The organism is Actinacidiphila sp. bgisy145 (assembly GCF_057708125.1).
On the sequence record NZ_JBYIRL010000010.1, the window covers coordinates 196,193 to 211,372 of the forward strand.

General features: G+C 71.0%; 14 protein-coding genes. 1 reads left to right on the forward strand and 13 read right to left on the reverse strand.

Features of this window, described 5'->3' with window-relative positions; all coding sequences use genetic code 11:
• Positions 1–2: 2 nt before the first annotated feature.
• From nuoL to AC3ERT_RS12105, 12 genes are read right to left on the reverse strand one after another with little or no spacing between them, the layout of a single operon-like run.
• A complete protein-coding gene (nuoL, locus tag AC3ERT_RS12050; protein WP_335978403.1) occupies positions 3–1,907 on the reverse strand; it encodes an NADH-quinone oxidoreductase subunit L in 1,905 nt (634 codons plus the stop codon).
• Positions 1,908–1,920: 13 nt separating this feature from the next.
• The gene (gene nuoK, locus AC3ERT_RS12055) at positions 1,921–2,220 is read right to left on the reverse strand and encodes an NADH-quinone oxidoreductase subunit NuoK (protein ID WP_335978405.1); all 300 of its coding nucleotides are present in this window, start codon (positions 2,218–2,220) and stop codon (positions 1,921–1,923) included.
• Positions 2,217–3,119, reverse strand: a complete 903-nt coding sequence (locus tag AC3ERT_RS12060) for an NADH-quinone oxidoreductase subunit J (RefSeq protein ID WP_435173940.1) — start codon at positions 3,117–3,119, stop codon at positions 2,217–2,219. Before AC3ERT_RS12060 ends, nuoK begins: the two co-directional genes overlap by 4 nt.
• Complete coding sequence (gene nuoI, locus AC3ERT_RS12065) at positions 3,116–3,775, reverse strand: NADH-quinone oxidoreductase subunit NuoI (protein ID WP_335978407.1); 660 nt, start codon at positions 3,773–3,775, stop codon at positions 3,116–3,118. Before nuoI ends, AC3ERT_RS12060 begins: the two co-directional genes overlap by 4 nt.
• Positions 3,768–5,183 (reverse strand): NADH-quinone oxidoreductase subunit NuoH, encoded by a 1,416-nt coding sequence (nuoH, locus tag AC3ERT_RS12070; RefSeq protein ID WP_435125408.1) that lies wholly within the window; start codon positions 5,181–5,183, stop codon positions 3,768–3,770. Before nuoH ends, nuoI begins: the two co-directional genes overlap by 8 nt.
• On the reverse strand, positions 5,180–7,669 hold the full coding sequence (locus AC3ERT_RS12075) for an NADH-quinone oxidoreductase subunit G (protein WP_435125411.1): 2,490 nt from the start codon (positions 7,667–7,669) through the stop codon (positions 5,180–5,182). Before AC3ERT_RS12075 ends, nuoH begins: the two co-directional genes overlap by 4 nt.
• Complete coding sequence (gene nuoF / locus AC3ERT_RS12080; protein ID WP_335978411.1) at positions 7,666–9,000, reverse strand: NADH-quinone oxidoreductase subunit NuoF; 1,335 nt, start codon at positions 8,998–9,000, stop codon at positions 7,666–7,668. Before nuoF ends, AC3ERT_RS12075 begins: the two co-directional genes overlap by 4 nt.
• Positions 9,000–9,911: an NADH-quinone oxidoreductase subunit NuoE gene (nuoE, locus tag AC3ERT_RS12085; RefSeq protein ID WP_335978413.1), complete on the reverse strand. Its 912-nt coding sequence runs from the start codon at positions 9,909–9,911 to the stop codon at positions 9,000–9,002. The genes nuoF and nuoE overlap by 1 nt, the downstream gene beginning before the upstream one ends.
• Positions 9,908–11,245, reverse strand: coding sequence for an NADH-quinone oxidoreductase subunit D (locus tag AC3ERT_RS12090; RefSeq protein WP_435125415.1), 1,338 nt, complete (start codon positions 11,243–11,245; stop codon positions 9,908–9,910). The genes nuoE and AC3ERT_RS12090 overlap by 4 nt, the downstream gene beginning before the upstream one ends.
• Positions 11,242–11,979, reverse strand: a complete 738-nt coding sequence (locus tag AC3ERT_RS12095) for an NADH-quinone oxidoreductase subunit C (RefSeq protein ID WP_335978418.1) — start codon at positions 11,977–11,979, stop codon at positions 11,242–11,244. Before AC3ERT_RS12095 ends, AC3ERT_RS12090 begins: the two co-directional genes overlap by 4 nt.
• Entirely contained in the window at positions 11,976–12,530 is a 555-nt protein-coding gene (locus tag AC3ERT_RS12100) for a NuoB/complex I 20 kDa subunit family protein (protein ID WP_093785987.1), read from the reverse strand. Before AC3ERT_RS12100 ends, AC3ERT_RS12095 begins: the two co-directional genes overlap by 4 nt.
• 60 nt (positions 12,531–12,590) lie before the next feature.
• Positions 12,591–12,950 (reverse strand): NADH-quinone oxidoreductase subunit A, encoded by a 360-nt coding sequence (locus AC3ERT_RS12105; protein ID WP_103887024.1) that lies wholly within the window; start codon positions 12,948–12,950, stop codon positions 12,591–12,593.
• A 725-nt stretch (positions 12,951–13,675) separates the two neighbouring features.
• On the opposite strand from AC3ERT_RS12105, the gene AC3ERT_RS12110 reads away from it, so the two are divergent.
• On the forward strand, positions 13,676–14,413 hold the full coding sequence (locus tag AC3ERT_RS12110; protein ID WP_435173942.1) for a C40 family peptidase: 738 nt from the start codon (positions 13,676–13,678) through the stop codon (positions 14,411–14,413).
• Between the two features lie 106 nt (positions 14,414–14,519).
• Here the strand turns inward: AC3ERT_RS12110 and AC3ERT_RS12115 are convergent.
• The coding region (locus AC3ERT_RS12115) for a geranylgeranyl reductase family protein (RefSeq protein WP_488180729.1) at positions 14,520–15,180 on the reverse strand (661 nt) is incomplete at its 5' end.

Here is a 15,180-nt window from a genome sequence, read left to right on the forward strand (position 1 = left end):
TATCAGACCGCCCTCATGAGAAGGGTCGCGGCGACCACCACCGCGGTACCGCCGAGCATGGAGACGGCGTACGACCTGACGTAGCCGTTCTGGAGCCGGCGCAGCCGTCCGGACAGCCCGCCGACGGAGGCGGCCGTACCGTTGACGGCGCCGTCGACCAGGGTGTGGTCGAGGTAGACCAGCGAGCGGGTCAGGTGCTCGCCGCCCCGGACCAGCACCACGTGGTTGAAGTCGTCCTGGAGCAGGTCGCGGCGGGCCGCCCGGGTGGCCAGGCTGCCGCGCGGCGCGACCGCGGGCACGGTCCTGCGCCCGTACATCAGCCAGGCGATGCCGACGCCGACCACCAGGCAGACCATGGTGGCGGCGGTGACGGTGCCGGTGCTCAGCGGCGAGTCGCCCTCGCTGTGCCCGGTGACCGGCTCCAGCCACTTCAGGAACGAGGAGTTGATGCTGAACGCCGCGCCGGCGAACACCGACCCGAACGCGAGGATGATCATGGGAACCGTCATGGAGGCCGGCGACTCGTGCGGGTGGGGCTCCCGCCCTTCGGCGTCCGGCACCCACCGCTTCTCGCCGAAGAACGTCATCAGCATCACGCGCGTCATGTAGAAAGCGGTGACCGCGGCGCCCAACAGGGCCGCGCTGCCGAGAATCCAGCCCTCGGTGCCGCCCTTGGCGTACGCCGCCTCGATGATCTTGTCCTTGGAGAAGAAGCCGGACAGCCCCGGGAAGCCGATGATCGCCAGGTAGCCCAGGCCGAAGGTGACGAAGGTGATCGGCATGTACCTGCGCAGGCCGCCGTAGCGGCGCATGTCCACCTCGTCGTTCATGCCGTGCATCACCGAGCCGGCGCCGAGGAACAGCCCCGCCTTGAAGAAGCCGTGCGTGACCAGGTGCATGATCGCGAAGACGTAGCCGATCGGGCCGAGCCCGGCCGCCATGATCATGTAGCCGATCTGCGACATCGTGGAGCCGGCCAGCGCCTTCTTGATGTCGTCCTTGGCGCAACCGACGATCGCACCGAAGAGCAGCGTGACCGCGCCGACGGTGACCACCGCGGTCTGCGCGTCCGGCGCCGCGTTGAAGATCGTCCCGGAGCGGACGATCAGGTAGACGCCCGCGGTCACCATGGTCGCGGCGTGGATCAGGGCCGAGACCGGGGTCGGGCCCTCCATCGCGTCGCCGAGCCAGGACTGGAGCGGCACCTGCGCGGACTTGCCGCACGCGGCGAGCAGCAGCATGAAGCCGATGCCGGTGACCGTGGCGTGCTGGGTGGCCGACGCCCCGGCCGCGGCCGGCAGCACGTCGGCGAAGGCGAACGAGCCGAACGTGGTGAACATCAGCATGATGCCGATGGACAGCCCCATGTCGCCGACCCGGTTGACCAGGAACGCCTTCTTCGCCGCGGTGGCCGCGCTGGGCTTGTGCTGCCAGAAGCCGATCAGCAGGTAGGACGCCAGGCCGACGCCCTCCCAGCCGGCGTACAGCAGGAGGTAGTTGTCGGCGAGCACCAGCAGCAGCATCGCCGCGAGGAAGAGGTTGAGGTAGCCGAAGAAGCGGCGGCGGCGCTCGTCGTGCTCCATGTAGCCGATCGAGTAGATGTGGATCAGGGTGCCCACACCGGTGATCAGCAGCACGAACGTCATCGACAGCTGGTCGAGCTGGAAGCCGACCTGGGCCTGGAAGCCCTCCACCGGCACCCAGGTGAACAGGTGGGAGTGCAGGGCGCGGTGGTCGGCGCTCTTGCCGAGCATGTTGACGAAGAGCACCACGCCGAGCACGAAGGACAGCAGCGCGAACACGGTGCCCAGCAGGTGGCCGCCACGGTCGAGCCGGCGGCCGCCGGTGAGCAGGATGCCCGCGCCCAGCAGCGGCGCCGCGACGAGCAGTCCGATCAGGGTTTCCACGTCTCGCAGCCCCTTACAGCTTCATCAGGTTCGCGTCGTCGACCGAGGCCGAGTGGCGGGTTCGGTAGATCGACACGATGATCGCCAGGCCGACCACGACCTCGGCGGCCGCGACGACCATCGTGAAGAACGCGATGACCTGCCCGTCGAGGTTGCCGTGCAGCCGGGAGAAGGTGACGAACGCCAGGTTGCAGGCGTTCAGCATCAGCTCCACGCACATGAACACCACGATCGCGTTGCGCCGGATCAGGACGCCGGCCGCGCCGATGGTGAACAGCAGCGCCGCCAGGTAGAGGTAGTTCACCGGGTTCATTTCGCCCCCTCCTGCGCGGGCTCGGTGTCCCGCTCGCCGTCCTGCGCCAACTCGGGGTGTTCCGGGGCCTGTTCGGGGGCGCGTTCCAGCCACTCGTCGGAGCGCTGGTCGAGTGCGGCCAGCCGCCGCATGGCGTCCCGCGACACGTCGCGGATCTGGCCGCGGTCGCGCAGCGTGGAGCTGACCGACAGTTCGGCGACCGAGCCGTCCGGCAGCAGCGCCGGCACGTCGACCGCGTTGTGCCGGGCGTAGGTGCCCGGCGCCGGCAGCGGGGTGACCTGGCGGCCCTCGCGGACCCGGGCCTCGGCCAGCTCCCGCTGGGTGCGCCGCTCCTCGGTCCGCTCGCGGTGGGTGAGCACCATCGCGCCGATCGCCGCGGTGATCAGCAGCGCGCCGGTGATCTCGAACGCCCACACGTACCTGGTGAACACCAGGTGGGCCAGGCCCGGCACGTTGCCGCCGTCCACCGCGTTGGCCGCGCCGGTGCCGGCGAAGGTGTCCAGGGAGGCGTTGGCGATGCCCGCGATCAGCAGGATGCCGAAGCCGAGGCCGCACAGCGCGGCCATCCAGCGCTGGCCTTTCAGCGTCTCCTTCAGCGAGTCGGCGGCGGTGATGCCGACCAGCATGACGACGAAGAGGAAGAGCATCATGATCGCGCCGGTGTAGACGACGATCTGCACCACGCCGAGGAAGTACGCGCCCTGGGCGAGGTAAAACACCGCCAGCACGATCATGGTGCCGGCCAGCGACAGCGCGCTGTGCACGGACTTCTTCATCAGGACGGTGCCGAGCGCGCCGAGCACCGCGACGGTCCCCAGCACCCAGAACTGCACGGCCTCGCCGGTGGACGTGTGGTAGGCGGCCGCGGCCAGCGGCAGCGACTGCAACGAGCCGGTCATGCTTCCTCCCCCGTTCCGGCCGGGGCGGTGCCGCCGGGCGCGACGGTCTCGGCCGCCTCCGGCTCACCGGTGTACGGGTTCTCGACGGGCACCGACTCCTCGGGCTTCTCGCCCTTGGAGACGGCGACCTGCCGTACGGTGCCGGGCGCCGCCTCGGTGACCGCGCCGCGGTAGTAGTCGCCCTCGTCCATGCCGGGGAAGATCGAGTGCGGCGACTCGACCATGCCCTCCTCCAGCCCGGCGAGCAGCTGCTCCTTGGTGAAGATCAGCGACTCGCGGGTGCGGTCGGCGAGTTCGTACTCGTTGGTCATGGTCAGCGCGCGGGTCGGGCACGCCTCGATGCACAGCCCGCACAGGATGCAGCGGGCGTAGTTGATCTGGTAGACGCGGCCGTAGCGCTCGCCCGGGGAGTAGCGCTCCTCGTCGGTGTTGTCCGCGCCCTCCACGTAGATCGCGTCGGCCGGGCAGGCCCAGGCGCACAGCTCGCAGCCGACGCACTTCTCCAGGCCGTCGGGGTGCCGGTTGAGCTGGTGGCGGCCGTGGAACCGCGGCGCGGTCGGCTTCTTGTACTCGGGGTACTGCTCGGTCAGGCGCTTCTTGAACATGGCCTTGAAGGTCACGCCGAAGCCCGCGACCGGGTCCAGGAACTCAGGCATCGCCGTCCTCCGTGTTCTCCGTCTGCGCGGCGTCCGCACCGGGCGCGCCGGACGCACTGGATGCGCCTACGAGTTGGGCCTGCGCGCGGCTGGGCCGCCGCGGCGCCGGCTCGGCCTGCTGGCCCGGAAGCGGCGGCACCGGGTAGCCGCCCGCCATCGGGTCGAACCGCTGCTGCGGGCCGAGCGCCCCGCCGGTCGCGGGCTCCTTGCGTTTCTCCTCGCGCTCGCGCAGCACGTCGATCACGAGCGAGACCAGCAGCAGCGCCACGACCGCGCCGCCGACGTAGAGCACGATCTTGGTGAAGTCGTAGTTCTCGTTGCGCATCGCCTTCACCGCGGCCACCAGCATCAGCCAGACCATGGAGACCGGGATGAGCACCTTCCAGCCGAGCTTCATCAGCTGGTCGTACCGGACCCGGGGCAGGGTGCCGCGCAGCCAGATGAAGAAGAAGAGCAGCAGCTGCACCTTGATGACGAACCACAGCAGCGGCCACCAGCCGTGGTTGGCGCCGGCCCAGAAAGTGCTGATCGGCCAGGGGGCCCGCCAGCCGCCGAGGAAGAGGGTGGTGGCGACCGCGGAGACCGTCACCATGTTGACGTACTCGGCGAGCATGAACAGCGCGAACTTGATCGAGCTGTACTCGGTGTTGAAGCCGCCGACCAGGTCGCCCTCGGACTCCGGCATGTCGAACGGCGCCCGGTTGGTCTCGCCGATCATCGTGCAGATGTACACCAGGAACGACACCGGCAGCAGGATGATGTACCAGCGGCCGTGCTGCGCCTCGACGATGGTCGAGGTGGACATCGACCCGGAGTAGAGGAAGACCGCCGCGAAGGACAGGCCCATCGCGATCTCGTAGGAGATCATCTGCGCGGATGCGCGCAGGCCGCCGAGCAGCGGGTAGGTCGAGCCGGACGACCAGCCGGCGAGCACGATGCCGTAGATGCCGACGGACGCCGTGGCCAGGATGTAGAGGATGCCGATCGGCAGGTCGGTGAGCTGCATCGCGGTGCGGTGGCCGAAGACGGACACCTCGTTGTCGGCCGGGCCGAAGGGGATCACCGCGAACGACATGAACGCGGGGATCGCGGCCACGATCGGCGCGAGGACGAAGACCACCTTGTCCGCGCGCTTGACGGTGAGGTCCTCCTTCAGCATCAGCTTCACGCCGTCGGCGAGCGACTGGAGCATGCCCCACGGGCCGTGCCGGTTCGGGCCGATCCGCAGCTGCATCCAGGCGACGACCTTGCGCTCCCACACGATGGAGAAGAGCACGGTCAGCATCGCGAAGGCGAAGCAGAACACCGCCTTGACGACGATCAGCCACCACGGGTCGGTGCCGAAGAAGGAGAGGTTCTCCGTGGTGGTGGCGGCGAGTCGGACGCCGCCGGGGGCAAGGGCGGTCATGACTGGACCTCCGCGGTGAGCTGCGCGCCGAGCGTGACGACCTGTCCCGGGCCGGCGCCGGTGTCCGAGGCGACGCCGCCGCCGGCGGAGTTGAGCGGCACCCACACCACCCGGTCCGGCATCGGGGTGACCGCCAGCGGCAGCGCCACGCTGCCGGCCGGGCCGGTCACGGTGAGGATGTCGCCGTCGGCCACCCCGACCTCCTCGGCCGTCGCGGCCGACAGCCGGGCGACGGCCGCGTGCCGGGTGGCGGCCAGCGCGTCGTCGCCGTCCTGGAGCCGGCCCTGGTCGAGCAGCAGCCGGTGCCCGGCGAGCACCGCCTGCCCGGCCGCGGGCCGGGGCAGCGGCACCGACACGGCGGCGGGCGCCTGCGCGCGGGGCCCGGACCACCCGGTCAGGCGGTCGATCTCGCGGCGGGCGGCCCGCACGTCCGACAGGCCCAGGGCCACGTCGAGCGCGTCGGCGAGCATCGTCAGCACCCGGGCGTCGCTGAGCTGGTGCCGGGTGGTGGCCTGGTCGGGCTTGATCGCGGTCTCGAACATCCGCACCCGGCCCTCCCAGTTGAGGAAGGTGCCGGACTTCTCGGCGACCGCGGCGACCGGCAGCACCACGTCGGCGCGCTCGGTGACCTCGCTCGGCCGCTGCTCCAGGCTGACCAGGAACCCGACGTTGCCGAACGCGGCCCTGGCCCGCGCCGGGTCGGGCAGGTCCGCGACCTCGACGCCGCCGACCACCAGCGCGGCCACCTCGCCGGCGGCCGCGGCCGCCAGGATCTGCCCGGTGTCGCGGCCGAACCCGGTCGGCAGGGCCGGCAGGCCCCACACCCGGGCGACCTCGTCGCGGCCGCGCGGGTCGGTGAGCGGGCGCCCGCCGGGCAGCAGCCCGGGCAGCGCCCCCGCCTCGACCGCGCCGCGCTCCCCGGCCCGGCGCGGAATCCACGCGGTGCGCGCGCCGGTCGCCGCGGCCAGCCGCAGCACCCCGGTCAGCCCGCCCGGCACGGCCGCCAGCCGCTCCCCGACAAGGATCACCGAACCCGGCGCGCGCAGCGCGTCGGCGGCCAGCCGGCCGGCCTCGTCCAGGCCGACCCCACCGGCCAGCGCGTCCAGCCAGTCCGGTTCGGTGCCCGGGGCGGCCGGCAGCAGCACGCCGCCGGCCTTCTCCAGGCCGCGCGAGGCGTGGGTGGCCAGCGCGAACGTCTGCTGCTTGCTCTTGCGGTGCGCCTTGCGCAGCCGCAGGAAGACGCCGGGCGCCTCCTCCTCGGCCTCGAGCCCGGCCAGCAGCACCGTCGGCGCCTGCTCCAGCGCCAGGTTGGTCACCCCGGCGTCGCCCCCGACGTCGACACCGCGCCCGGCGACGTGGGCGGCGAGGAAGTCGGCCTCCTCCTCGGAGTGCGGGCGGGCCCGGAAGTCCACGTCGTTGGTGCCCAGCACCACCCGGGCGAACTTGCCGTACGCGTAGGCGTCCTCGACGGTGAGCCGGCCGCCGGGCAGCACCGCGGCCCGGCCGTGCGCGGCGGTCAGCCCCGCGGCGGCCGCGGCCAGCGCCTCCGGCCAGCTGGCGGGGGCGAGTTCACCGTCGGCGCCGCGCACCAGCGGGTGGGTGAGGCGCTCGGGGCGCTGCGCGTAGCGGAAGCCGAAGCGGCCCTTGTCGCACAGCCACTCCTCGTTGACCTCCGGGTCGTTGGCGGCCAGCCGCCGCATGACCTTGCCGCGCCGGTGGTCGGTGCGGGTGGCGCAGCCGCCCGCGCAGTGCTCGCACACCGACGGCGAGGAGACCAGGTCGAAGGGGCGGGAGCGGAACCGGTAGGCGGCGGAGGTGAGCGCGCCGACCGGGCAGATCTGGATGGTGTTGCCGGAGAAGTACGACTCGAACGGGTCGCCCTCGCCGATCCCGACCTGCTGGAGCGCGCCGCGCTCGAGGAGTTCGATCATCGGGTCGCCGGCGATCTGCTGGCTGAAGCGGGTGCAGCGCGCGCACAGCACGCACCGCTCGCGGTCCAGCAGCACCTGCGCGGAGATCGGCACGGGCTTGTCGTAGGTGCGCTTGCGGCCCTCGAAGCGGGAGTCGGGGTCGCCCACCGACATCGCCTGGTTCTGCAGCGGGCACTCGCCGCCCTTGTCGCAGACCGGGCAGTCCAGCGGGTGGTTGATCAGCAGCAGCTCCATCACGCCGCGCTGCGCCTTCTCGGCGACCGGCGAGGTGAGCTGGGTGGTGATCACCATGCCGTCGGTGCAGGTGATGGTGCAGGAGGCGACCGGCTTGCGCTGGCCCTCGATCTCCACGATGCACTGGCGGCAGGCGCCGGCCGGGTCGAGCAGCGGGTGGTCGCAGAACCGCGGGATCTCGATGCCGAGTTGCTCGGCGGCGCGGATCACCAGGGTGCCCTTGGCCACCGAGATCGGGATGCCGTCGATGGTGACCGAGACCAGGTCCTCGGGGGGCGGCGCCGGCTGCCCCCCGGAGGGTGCGTTTGTCATGATGGTCACGCGTGGGCCTCCGTACGGGACGTGTCGGCCCAGGCGGTGGAGCGGGCCGGGTCGAAGGGGCAGCCTCCGCGCTCGATGTGCTCCTCGTACTCCGCGCGGAAGTACTTCAGCGAGGAGAAGATCGGGGCGGCGGCGCCGTCGCCGAGGGCGCAGAAGGACTTGCCGTTGATGTTGTCGGCGATGTCCTGGAGCTTGTCGAGATCTTCCGGCCGGCCCTTGCCGGCCTCGATGTCGCGCAGCAACTGGACCAGCCAGTACGTCCCTTCGCGGCAGGGCGTGCACTTTCCGCAGGACTCGTGGGCGTAGAACTCCGTCCAGCGGGTGACGGCCCGCACCACGCAGGTGGTCTCGTCGAAGCACTGGAGCGCCTTGGTGCCGAGCATGGAGCCGGCCGCGCCGACGCCCTCGTAGTCCAGCGGCACGTCGAGGTGCTCGTCGGTGAACATCGGGGTGGAGGAGCCGCCGGGGGTCCAGAACTTCAGCCGGTGGCCGGGCCGCATCCCGCCGCCCATGTCGAGGAGCTGGCGCAGCGTGATGCCGAGCGGCCCCTCGTACTGGCCGGGGCGGGCGACGTGGCCGGAGAGCGAGTAGAGCGTGAAGCCCGGGGACTTCTCGCTGCCCATCGACCGGAACCACTCCTTGCCGCGCTGGATGATCGCGGGCACCGAGGCGATCGACTCCACGTTGTTCACCACGGTCGGGCAGGCGTACAGGCCCTCGACGGCGGGGAACGGCGGGCGCAGCCGGGGCTGGCCGCGGCGCCCCTCCAGGGAGTCCAGCAGCGCGGTCTCCTCGCCGCAGATGTACGCGCCGGCCCCGGCGTGCACGGTGAGTTCGAGGTCGAAGCCGGTGCCCTTGATGTCCTTGCCGAGGTAGCCGGCGGCGTACGCCTCGCGGACCGCCTCGTGCAGGCGGCGCAGCACGGGGACCACCTCGCCGCGCAGGTAGATGAAGGCGTGGTGCGAGCGGATCGCGTAGCAGGCGATCACGATGCCCTCGATCAGGGAGTGCGGGTTGGCGAAGAGCAGCGGGATGTCCTTGCAGGTCCCGGGCTCGGACTCGTCGGCGTTGACCACCAGGTAGTGGGGTTTGCCGTCGCCCTGCGGGATGAACTGCCACTTCATGCCGGTGGGGAAGCCCGCGCCGCCGCGGCCGCGCAGGCCGGAGTCCTTGACGTAGGCGATCAGGTCGTCCGGGGCCATCGCGAGCGCCTTGGTGAGCGCTTCGTACCCCTCGTGCCGCCGGTAGGTCTCCAGCGTCCACGACCGCGGGTCGTCCCAGAACGCCGACAGTACGGGCGCGAGCAGCTTCTCGGCCGGTTCCACGGTCATCACTCGCCCTCCTCCTCGGTGGCGTGGTCGTCCACGTGGTCCGCGACCGGGTCCGACGGGTGCGCCGGGTCGGACTGCGCGGTCTGCGCGGGTGCGTCGTGCGAGCTGGGGTGCTGCGCCGGCGACGGCGAGGTGGCGGTGTCGTACGTCCCCGCGTCGTCGCGCGGCGAGGCCTCGCGCTGGCCGACCACCTTCGGTGCGTGCAACTCGCCGCGGTGCAGCCGCAGGCCGGCCAGGGAGGCGGGCCCGGCGCCGCCGGTCGCCTCGACGGCGCCCGCGCGCTCGTCGGGGAAGCCGGCCAGGATGCGGGCGGTCTGCCGGTAGGTGCACAGCGGCGCACCGCGGGTGGGGCGGACCTCGCGGCCGGCGATCAGGTCGTCGACGAGCTGCTTGGCCGACTCGGGCGTCTGGTCGTCGAAGAACTCCCAGTTGACCATCACCACGGGTGCGAAGTCGCAGGCCGCGTTGCACTCGATGTGCTCGAGGGTGACCTTGCCGTCCTCGGTGGTCTCGTCGTTGCCGACGCCGAGGTGGCGCTGCAGCTCCTCGAAGATCGCGTCGCCGCCCATCACGGCGCACAGCGTGTTGGTGCAGACGCCGACCTGGTACTCGCCGGACGGCTTGCGCCGGTACATCGTGTAGAAGGTGGCGACCGCGGTGACCTCGGCGGTGGTCAGGCCCAACTGCTCGGCGCAGAACCGGACGCCGGTGCGGGTGACGTACCCCTCCTCGGACTGCACCAGGTGCAGCAGCGGCAGCAGCGCGCTGCGCGAGCCGGGGTAGCGGGCGATCACCTCCGCGGCGTCGCGCTCCAGCCGGGCCCGGACGTCGGCCGGGTAGTCGGGGGCGGGCATCTCGGGGATGCCCAGGGACACCGCCTGCGCGCCGGTTGCCGGTGCGGGCTCGGTCATCGGTCGACACCTCCCATCACGGGGTCGATGGACGCCACCGCCACGATGACGTCGGCGACCTGGCCGCCCTCGCACATCGCGGCCATGGTCTGCAGGTTGGTGAAGGACGGGTCGCGGAAGTGCACCCGGTACGGGCGGGTGCCGCCGTCGCTGACGGCGTGCACGCCCAGCTCGCCCTTGGCCGACTCGACGGAGGAGTACGCCTGTCCCGGCGGCACCCGGAAGCCCTCGGTGACGAGCTTGAAGTGGTGGATCAGGGCCTCCATGGAGGTGCCCATGATCTTCTTGATGTGGTCCAGGGAGTTGCCCATGCCGTCCGGGCCGAGCGCGAGTTGCGCGGGCCAGGCGATCTTCTTGTCCTCGACCATCACCGGCCCGGGGGCGAGCCGGTCCAGGCACTGCTCGACGATCCGCAGGCTCTGGTGCATCTCCTCCAGGCGGACCCGGAACCGGCCGTAGGAGTCGCAGGTGTCGGTGGTCGGCACGTCGAACTCGTAGTTCTCGTAGCCGCAGTACGGCTCGGCCTTGCGCAGGTCGTGCGGCAGGCCGGCGGCGCGCAGGATCGGGCCGGTGGCGCCGAGCGCCATGCAGCCGGTCAGGTCCAGGTAGCCGACGCCCTGCATCCGGCCCTTGAAGATCGGGTTGCCGGTGGCGAGCTTGTCGTACTCCGGCAGGTTCTTCCGGAACTTCTTCACGAACTCGCGGATCTGGTCCACCGCGCCGGGCGGCAGGTCCTGGGCGAGGCCGCCGGGGCGGACGTAGGCGTGGTTCATCCGCAGGCCGGTGACCAGCTCGAAGATGTCGAGGATGTACTCGCGGTCGCGGAAGCCGTAGATCATGATGGTGGTGGCGCCCAGCTCCATGCCGCCGGTGGCGATGCACACCAGGTGGGAGGCGATCCGGTTGAGCTCCATCAGCAGCACCCGGATGACGCTGGCCCGGTCCGGGATCTGGTCGGTGATGCCGAGCAGCTTCTCCACCGCGAGGCAGTAGGCGGTCTCGTTGAACAGCGGCGTGAGGTAGTCCATGCGCGTCACGAAGGTGGACCCCTGGGTCCACGTCCGGAACTCCATGTTCTTCTCGATGCCGGTGTGCAGGTAGCCGATGCCGGAGCGGGCTTCGGTGACCGTCTCGCCGTCGATCTCCAGGATGAGCCGGAGCACGCCGTGGGTGGACGGGTGCTGGGGGCCCATGTTGACGATGATCCGCTCGTCGTCGGCCTTGCCGACGGTCTCGGCGAGTTCGTCCCAGTCCCCGCCGGTGACGGTGAACACCCGGCCCTCGGTGGTCTCCCGCTCGTCGGCGGGTTGCGGGGCGGTGTATCCGTAACTCATGAGTACGACCTCCGCTGGTCGGGAGCCGGGATCTGGGCGCCCTTGTACTCGACGGGGATGCCGCCGAGCGGGTAGTCCTTGCGCTGCGGGTGGCCGGGCCAGTCGTCCGGCATCATGATCCGGGTGAGCGCGGGGTGGCCGTCGAAGACGAGGCCGAAGAAGTCGTAGGTCTCGCGCTCGTGCCAGTCGTTGGTCGGGTAGACCGCGACCAGCGAGGGGACGTGCGGGTCGGCGTCGGGCGCGCTGGTCTCGATCCGCAGCCGGCGGCCGTGGGTGAGCGAGCGCAGGTGGTACACCGCGTGCAGCTCGCGGCCCGTGTCGCCGGGGTAGTGCACGCCGCTGACGCCGGTGCACAGCTCGAAGCGGAGCGCGGGGTCGTCGCGCAGCGTGCGGGCGACCCGGACCAGGTGCTCGCGGGCGATGTGGAAGGTGAGTTCGCCGCGGTCGACGACGGTCTTCTCGATCGCCTCGGCCGGCGGCAGCCCCTGCTCCTCCAGGGCGCCTTCCAGTTCGTCGGCGATCTCGTCGAAGGGGTCGCCGTAGGGGCGGTGGGCGGCGCCGGGCAGCCGCACGGTGCGCACCAGGCCGCCGTAGCCGCTGGTGTCACCGCCGCCGGAGGAGCCGAACATCCCGGTGCGGACGCCGATCACCTCGCCGGCGTCGTGCCGCTGCGCGGGTACCGCGCCCTCGCCCGCTTCCTCGGGCAGCTCGGGCGGGTTGGGGGTGGCCGTCATCGCAGCAGCCCCTTCATCTCGATCGTCGGGAGCGCCTTGCGTGCCGCTTCCTCCGCCTCGCGGGCGGCGGCCTCGCGGTTCACGCCGAGCTTGCCGTGCTGGATCTTCTCGTGGAGCTTGAGGATCGCGTCGAGGAGCATCTCGGGGCGCGGCGGGCAGCCGGGCAGGTAGATGTCGACGGGCACCACGTGGTCGACGCCCTGCACGATCGCGTAGTTGTTGAACATGCCGCCGCTGGAGGCGCACACGCCCATCGAGATCACCCACTTGGGGTTCGGCATCTGGTCGTAGACCTGGCGCAGCACCGGCGCCATCTTCTGGCTCACCCGGCCGGCCACGATCATCAGGTCGGCCTGGCGCGGTGAGCCGCGGAAGACCTCCATGCCGAACCGGGCCATGTCGTACCGCCCGGCGCCGGTCGTCATCATCTCGATGGCGCAGCAGGCCAGGCCGAAGGTGGCCGGGAAGACCGACGCCTTACGCACCCAGCCCGCCGCCGTCTCCACCGTCGTCAGCAGGAATCCGCTCGGCAGTTTCTCTTCGATACCCATGGGTTGCTCCTGGTCTCCTCGGTCCCCTGGTCGCCGTCAGTTGCCGGAACTCGCCGGGCTCTAGTCCCACTCCAGGCCGCCGCGCCGCCAGACGTAGGCGTAGGCGACGAAGACGGTGAGCACGAAGAGGAGCATCTCGACGAGCCCGAACATCCCCAGCCGGTCGAAGGTGACCGCCCAGGGATAGAGGAAGACGATTTCGATGTCGAAGACGATGAAGAGCATCGCCGTCAGGTAGTACTTGATCGGAAAGCGGCCACCACCGGCCGGCTGCGGAGTGGGCTCGATGCCGCACTCGTACGCCTCCAACTTGGCCCGGTTGTACCGTTTCGGCCCGATGATCGAGGCCATGAAAACGGAGAAGATCGCGAAGCCGGCCGCGAGGCCGCCCAGCACGAGGATGGGCGCGTAGGCGTTCACCGTCCCCCGCTCCTTCCAGTCGACTGTGACTGATGTACGGACCGTGCCCGGGTCGGCGCACGCCGTCACAGAATCGCGAAGATCGCGGCCATGTGAGGCAGTTCACAAGCCCAAGCCGCCTGCATACTATGCCTCCCGGTCTGTGATCTGCGACACGGGGGTCAGCACCGACTTTGTGATCTCCACCACCTGACAGTCGATCATCAGGTCGGATGAACGCCAATGTTGCGCCAGATGGCACCCAAATGATCACCGGACGTTACATCCGAGGGTGTTCTCGCTGGTCAGAGCGTCGATTCCACTACCAGACGATGGCCCTTACAGGCAAATTGGCCCTGGACTTGACAGCGTGGTAGCGCCACCCAACTCGCCCGAGTGACCCGTGGAACCCGGGAATGACGCGCGTGAACGCGTGCACGAGTACATAACGAACCTGAGCCATGAAAACGGACCAAAGCCCCCGTCAAGCAAGATCGATAATCGGGCAATTGGGCCGTGGCCACGTCAACTGTGGCGCATCCCACCTTTATTGAACGGAACCATTCGTTCCTGATAGCCAGAGACGCATGTCCCCGAACACAACCCGGACACAGGTGTCCGATACGCATCCCCATAGCGGCCGCCGACGGCACGCGGCGCCCCGCGACCCGAAGTGGGTTCGCCGGGCCGGACTCGTCGGCGGTGTCGTCAGCGCGTTCGCCCTGTGCGGCGCGGCCGCTCCGGCCATGGCCGAGTCCACGCACACCACCACCACCGCCGCCGCCCCGTCACGGGCCGGGCTCGAGGCCCGCAGTGCGACGTTCTCCACGACGGCCTCCGCTCAGCAGGCCGTTGCCGCGCTGGAGCGGGAGGCGCTGGCCGCCTCGCTCGCCGCCGACCAGGAGAAGGCCGCCGCCGACGCGGCGAAGTCCGCGGCCAAGGCCCACAAGGCCGCGCTGCGCAAGGCCGCCGCCGCCGCGAAGGCGAAGGCCGCCAAGGCCGAAGCCGCCGCCAAGGCCGCCGCACAGAGCGCCGCCACGGCCTCGACCGGCTCCGCCGGGCAGAGCTCGACCACCGCCGCCACCACCGCGGCCACCACGTCGGGCACCACCGCCACCGCGGCCTCGTCCAGCAAGGCCGACCAGCTGATCGCCTTCCTGAAGTCCCAGCTCGGCAAGCCCTACGTCTACGGCGCCACCGGCCCCGACTCGTACGACTGCTCCGGCCTGACCCAGGCGGCGTTCGCCTCCATCGGCATCGACATCCCGCGCACCTCGCAGGAGCAGTCGACCGCCGGCACGCCCGTCTCGCTCTCCGCCCTCCAGCCCGGCGACCTCATCTTCTGGGGCGGCGAGGGCAGCGCCTACCACGTCGGCGTCTTCATCGGGAACGGCCAGTACCTCGACGCGGCCAACTCCTCCACGCCGGTCGCCATCCACCAGCTCGCGGACTACGAGCCCGACTGGGCGGTCAACGTCCTCTGAGCACCCCCGCTCCCCCGCGAACAGCGGGAGGCGGCCCCGTCACGCCCTCTTCCGGGCCGACGCGGACCACCTCCCGCTGATTCGTATGCAGTTGTCGCGTTCGTCCTCAGGCACGCGGGGTGATCTTGGTGAGGCCGTTGATGATGCGGTCCATCGCGTCGCCGCCGGTCGGGTCGGTGAGGTTGGCCAGCAGCTTGAGGCAGAAGCGCATCAGCATCGGGTGGGTCAGGCCGCGCTGGGTGCACAGCTGGAGCACCTTGGGGTTGCCGATGAGCTTCACGAAGGCGCGGCCGAGGTTGTAGTAGCCGCCGTAGGTGTCCTTCAGGATGCGCGGGTAGGCGGCGAGCGCCAGTTCGCGCTGCGCGGCGCCGGCCCGGGCGTGCGCCTGGGTGATCACGTCAGCGGCGAGCTGGCCGGATTCCATCGCATAGGCGATGCCCTCGCCGTTGAACGGATTGACCAGCCCGCCCGCGTCGCCGACCAGCAGCAGACCGCGGGTGTAATGCGGCTGGCGGTTGAAGGCCATCGGCAGCGCGGCACCGCGGATCGGCCCGGTCATGTTCTCCGGGGTGAACCCCCAGTCCTCCGGCATGGAGCCGACCCACGCCTTGAGCACCTCGCGCCAGTCCAGCTCGCGGAAAGCCGCCGAGGAGTCGAGGATGCCCAGCCCCACGTTGGCGGTGCCGTCGCCGAGGCCGAAGATCCAGCCGTAGCCCGGCAGCTGGCGCGGGGGGGGGGGGGGGGGGGGGGGAGGGGGGGGGGGGGGG

What these genes read in the sequence shown, in the direction of transcription:
- nuoE (WP_335978413.1), bottom strand. Translation starts at nt 9,911, where the DNA reads ATGACCGAGCCCGCACCGGCAACCGGCGCGCAGGCGGTGTCCCTGGGC.
- nuoK (WP_335978405.1), bottom strand. Translation starts at nt 2,220, where the DNA reads ATGAACCCGGTGAACTACCTCTACCTGGCGGCGCTGCTGTTCACCATC.
- AC3ERT_RS12110 (WP_435173942.1), top strand. Translation starts at nt 13,676, where the DNA reads ATGGCCGAGTCCACGCACACCACCACCACCGCCGCCGCCCCGTCACGG.
- AC3ERT_RS12095 (WP_335978418.1), bottom strand. Translation starts at nt 11,979, where the DNA reads ATGACGGCCACCCCCAACCCGCCCGAGCTGCCCGAGGAAGCGGGCGAG.
- AC3ERT_RS12090 (WP_435125415.1), bottom strand. Translation starts at nt 11,245, where the DNA reads ATGAGTTACGGATACACCGCCCCGCAACCCGCCGACGAGCGGGAGACC.
- nuoH (WP_435125408.1), bottom strand. Translation starts at nt 5,183, where the DNA reads ATGACCGCCCTTGCCCCCGGCGGCGTCCGACTCGCCGCCACCACCACG.
- nuoI (WP_335978407.1), bottom strand. Translation starts at nt 3,775, where the DNA reads ATGCCTGAGTTCCTGGACCCGGTCGCGGGCTTCGGCGTGACCTTCAAG.
- AC3ERT_RS12100 (WP_093785987.1), bottom strand. Translation starts at nt 12,530, where the DNA reads ATGGGTATCGAAGAGAAACTGCCGAGCGGATTCCTGCTGACGACGGTG.
- AC3ERT_RS12060 (WP_435173940.1), bottom strand. Translation starts at nt 3,119, where the DNA reads ATGACCGGCTCGTTGCAGTCGCTGCCGCTGGCCGCGGCCGCCTACCAC.
- nuoF (WP_335978411.1), bottom strand. Translation starts at nt 9,000, where the DNA reads ATGACCGTGGAACCGGCCGAGAAGCTGCTCGCGCCCGTACTGTCGGCG.